Here is a 3,509-nt window from a genome sequence, read left to right on the forward strand (position 1 = left end):
ATACAGCAGTGGTCCGCAGTCATTCTACCTGCTTTGCCCTTGTGGCTGGTTCGACCACAATAATTATCGGTCGTGATGTGGACTGCTGGCCATGCGATGCGCCAGAGCGTGATGTGCTTGACGCACGGCATTGAGCTCTGATCCAAGCAGGACGCTGATGCTCGCCAGATATAGCCAGACCAGCAGTGCAATGCCCGCGCCCAGCGATCCGTAGACCCGCGAGTAGTTGGCAAAGTGCGTGACATACCATCCGAACCCGAGGGTTGATGCGAACCAGAGCAGCGTCGCGAACAGAGCTCCCGGCAAGGTTCGCCGCCACGAAACCGAACTCGGCGTGCCGAAGTGATAGATGAACGACAAAATGCTTACCGTACCCGTAAGGGCGATCACCCAACGTGCGGCAGTTGCAACGAAGTAGATGATGTCGCGTGAATGGTAAGGGGCAAGCACGTAAAACCAGAGAGCGATGTAATGGCCGAAGACGACCAGCACGCTGGCGAGGCCGAGCGGCAGCACCGAGATCGGCACCARCACAAACGAGGTGACGCGCCGTCTCCAGAAGCCCCATGTTCCCTGGGGAACATCGTAGGCCCGGCGAAAGCCTTCCATCAGCGTCAGCAGGACGCCGGAAGCACCGGTCAGGCTCACGATGGAAGCACCCACCGGCAACCCTGCGCTCGTCTCGCTGGTATGCCGAAAGTACGACGCCAGCAATCCCAGTACCTGCGGCGGCAGTACCCGGTCAAAGATCAGAGAAAACTGCTGCCGGAAGAGAGAGCTGTCCGGTAGCCGCGCGATCACAGCGGCAGTGACGATGAGTGCGGGGAACACCGCAAAGATAGCGGAATAGGCACAGCCCTTGGCCGTGCCAAAGACGTCGTGGTAAAAGCCGTTGCGCGCAGCCAGCCGCAGATGAGCCCAGAATCGGCGCATGAATGACAACAGACTACCTTGATTCAGTGATATCGATGACGCTGACAATCATCTGGCGTGCTTTCAGAGTTAGGAGCATTTTCCCTGTAGGTGTAGTGTAGGGATCCCGTATCTATGGGCGTTTTCCGCAATGAAAACGCCGCTGCACACCCGTTCCGGGCCACCCAGCAACAGGGAAAATGCTCTAGCGGGTTAAAAATATGTGCCGGCGCTTCTTTTGAAGCGCCGGCGTCATTTGTCTCCGTGCTAGATCTCCCAGCGCAGAAGCGTGGAAGCAACGGTAAATCCTGCTCCAACGGAAGCCAGCAGTACCAGGTCGCCCTTCTTCAGCCGTTTTTCTTCCACGGCCGTTCCCATGGCAAGGGGAATCGTGCCGGCAGTCGTGTTGCCGTAACGGTCGATGTTGATGATGACCCGATCTTCGGGCATACCGAGACGATCCGCGGTCGACAGGATGATGCGCTTGTTCGCCTGGTGCGGAATAAAGCAGCCAAGCTCTTCGCCCTTCACGTTATTACGCGTGAGCACAGCCTCGGCCGCCTCTGCCATTTTGCGTACCGCAAACTTATAAACCGCCTGGCCATCCTGATGCACATAGTGCATCTTCTGGTCGATGGTCTCGTGACTGGAGGGGTGAAGGCTGCCGCCGCCGGGCATGTTGAGCGAAACTCCGCCGGCACCGTCAATCTCATGCCAGAAGTCGATCAGGCCAACCTCATCGCCCTCACAAGGCTCAATCAGTACAGCACCCGCGCCATCACCGAAGAGGATGCAGGTCGTACGGTCGGTGTAGTCGAGGATGGATGACATCGTATCGGCGCCGATGACCAGTACCTTCTTGTGAGCGCCGCTCTCCACCAGCTTGGCGCCCACCTGCAAGGCATACGGGAAGCCGGAGCAGGCTGCAGACAAGTCGAAGCCCCATGCACCGCGAGCACCCAGCTTGTTTTGCACCAGGCAGGCCGTGGAGGGGAACATCATGTCGGGAGTCACGGTGGCGACGATGATGGCGTCGACCTCCTGAGGAGAGACTCCACGCGCCTCCAGGCACCTCTTCGCCGCCTCTGCCGCCAGATCGCTGGTTGCTATGCCCTTGTCCACAATGTGACGCTCACGAATGCCCGTGCGCTCCACGATCCACTGGTCGTTGGTTTCGACCATCTTCTCCAGATCGGCATTGGTCAACAGCCGAGGGGGGACATAGGTTCCAAGAGAACTGATCTTCGCCCGCACGCTGACGTGTGGCTTCAACTCAAGAGACAAACGGTCACCTCACACTTCCAGTAGGAAGGATATCGAACCAGCGATGGATTGTAGAGTGGGGGAGACAACTGAAGAGTGCTTTGAAGAGTACCGGGGAGCCTACTGCGCACGTACTGGCCCGTTACCGTTGCTTCCTTCCGGACCTGGCGGGGTTCGCGGGATTACGTCGCGTAGGTCCCGGCACTTGTTTAGTTTAGCAGTGTTTCGAGAAGCCTGCTGATGACACACCGAGGCGTTCCGGAAAGCGGTGGAAATCAGGGTAGAATATTAAGGTGCCTACCCCTGTAAAATCTGGCGATTTCGCGTCTGAAGCTGTGCTCGACCGCGACACCGCGACGCAAAAAACACGTATCGGATTTGTCTCCCTCGGCTGCCCGAAGAACCTGGTCGACTCTGAAGTCATGATGGGCCTGCTGCACCACGCAGGCGCCGAGCTGACACCTCATGCAGAACAAGCCGACATCATCGTCGTAAACACATGCAGCTTCATCGACTCTGCCAAGCAGGAGTCCGTCAACGCCATCCTGGAGATGGCTCAACACAAGACCGCGGGCCGCGCGCAGAAGCTCATCGTCGCCGGCTGCCTGGTCGAGCGCTATCGCGATGAGATCCGCAAGAACATCCCCGAAGTCGATGCCGTCATCGGCACGGGTGAGTTGGAAGCCGTACTCGCAGCCGCAGGCATGGCTCCAGTCAAACAAGAGCCTTCACCCTTCAACATCATCAATGCAATGCCGTCACTCGAGTCTGAGTTGATCGACCGCGCTCCATCGGCGGTGAAGAAGCACTCCCGTCCTGAAGGCGATCTGCGTGAAGAGCAGGGCCGTTTCAGCCGCGATGCATGGGATGGCGCATCGCCTTCCCTGCCTGAGTATCTCTACTCTGACGAGACACCGCGCATTCTCACCACACCGAAGGCCTCGGCATATATCAAGATCGCCGAGGGCTGCGATCACCCCTGCACCTTCTGCATCATTCCGCAGCTCCGCGGCAAATTCCGCTCACGCCGGATGTCGTCGATCATTACCGAAGCCGAGTCGCTGGTGAAGCAGGGTGTCCGCGAGATTACGCTGATCGGCCAGGACACCACCTGCTACGGCGAAGACCTCGGCCTGAAGGACGGTCTGGCACAACTACTCGATGCCCTGGCACAGATCAACGTTCCCGGCATCGGCGGCATCAAGTGGCTGCGATTCCTCTACGCCTATCCCAACAAAGTCACACCTCTTCTTCTCGAGACCATCGCGAAGCACGACAACATCTCCAAGTACCTGGATGTTCCGCTGCAGCACGCCTCGCCTACTGCCTTGAAG

3 protein-coding genes and 1 other RNA gene are annotated in these 3,509 nt (G+C 58.5%); 1 reads left to right on the forward strand and 3 read right to left on the reverse strand.

All coding sequences use genetic code 11. From position 1 onward, the window contains the following. Positions 1 to 63: 63 nt before the first annotated feature. From AB4043_RS18825 to ffs, 3 genes are all read right to left on the reverse strand, one after another. Positions 64 to 933: a YihY/virulence factor BrkB family protein gene (locus AB4043_RS18825; RefSeq protein ID WP_442299138.1), complete on the reverse strand. Its 870-nt coding sequence runs from the start codon at positions 931 to 933 to the stop codon at positions 64 to 66. Positions 934 to 1,179: 246 nt separating this feature from the next. After that, positions 1,180 to 2,196 (reverse strand): beta-ketoacyl-ACP synthase III, encoded by a 1,017-nt coding sequence (locus AB4043_RS18830; protein WP_442299137.1) that lies wholly within the window; start codon positions 2,194 to 2,196, stop codon positions 1,180 to 1,182. Positions 2,197 to 2,281: 85 nt separating this feature from the next. Beyond that, positions 2,282 to 2,379, reverse strand: an RNA gene (ffs, locus tag AB4043_RS18835) — signal recognition particle sRNA small type. A 131-nt stretch (positions 2,380 to 2,510) separates the two neighbouring features. On the opposite strand from ffs, the gene AB4043_RS18840 reads away from it, so the two are divergent. Then, on the forward strand, positions 2,511 to 3,509 hold a 999-nt coding region (locus tag AB4043_RS18840; RefSeq protein ID WP_442307766.1), incomplete at its 3' end, for a MiaB/RimO family radical SAM methylthiotransferase.

Origin of the sequence: Terriglobus sp. YAF25, assembly GCF_052113305.1 — a bacterium.
Lineage (GTDB): Bacteria > Acidobacteriota > Terriglobia > Terriglobales > Acidobacteriaceae > Terriglobus.